The following is a 340-nucleotide window of genomic DNA, read 5'->3' as shown; positions in this document are numbered from 1 at the left end:
TTAAGCCACCTGAAGGGACGTTTAAGACTAAGACGTTGATAGGCTGGGTGTGTAAGTGCAGCGATGCATTGAGCTAACCAGTACTAATGACCCGAGAGGCTTAACCTTACAACACCAAAGGTGTTTTTAGAGTGACTCTGAAGTAGATTTTCAGCTGAATGTTCCGAGATTGGTTCGTAGTGCAAGCCTGAGTTAGGGTGCGCGTTATGAATGAAACAGAATTTGCCTGGCGGCAGTAGCGCGGTGGTCCCACCTGACCCCATGCCGAACTCAGAAGTGAAACGCCGTAGCGCCGATGGTAGTGTGGGGTCTCCCCATGCGAGAGTAGGGAACTGCCAGG

The 340-nt window shown here is 51.2% G+C and carries 2 rRNA genes; both read left to right on the top strand.

Annotated features, from left to right (window positions below):
- Positions 1–108: ribosomal RNA gene (locus tag J1779_RS00060) — 23S ribosomal RNA — on the top strand; the annotation flags it as partial.
- 117 nt (positions 109–225) lie between these two features.
- Positions 226–340 (top strand): 5S ribosomal RNA (gene rrf / locus J1779_RS00055); the annotation flags it as partial.

The organism is Rahnella rivi (genome assembly GCF_019049655.1).
In the GTDB taxonomy this organism is placed as follows: domain Bacteria; phylum Pseudomonadota; class Gammaproteobacteria; order Enterobacterales; family Enterobacteriaceae; genus Rahnella; species Rahnella rivi.
Note: the sequence above shows the minus strand (reverse complement) of the source record. Positions and strands in the feature narration are given on the sequence as shown.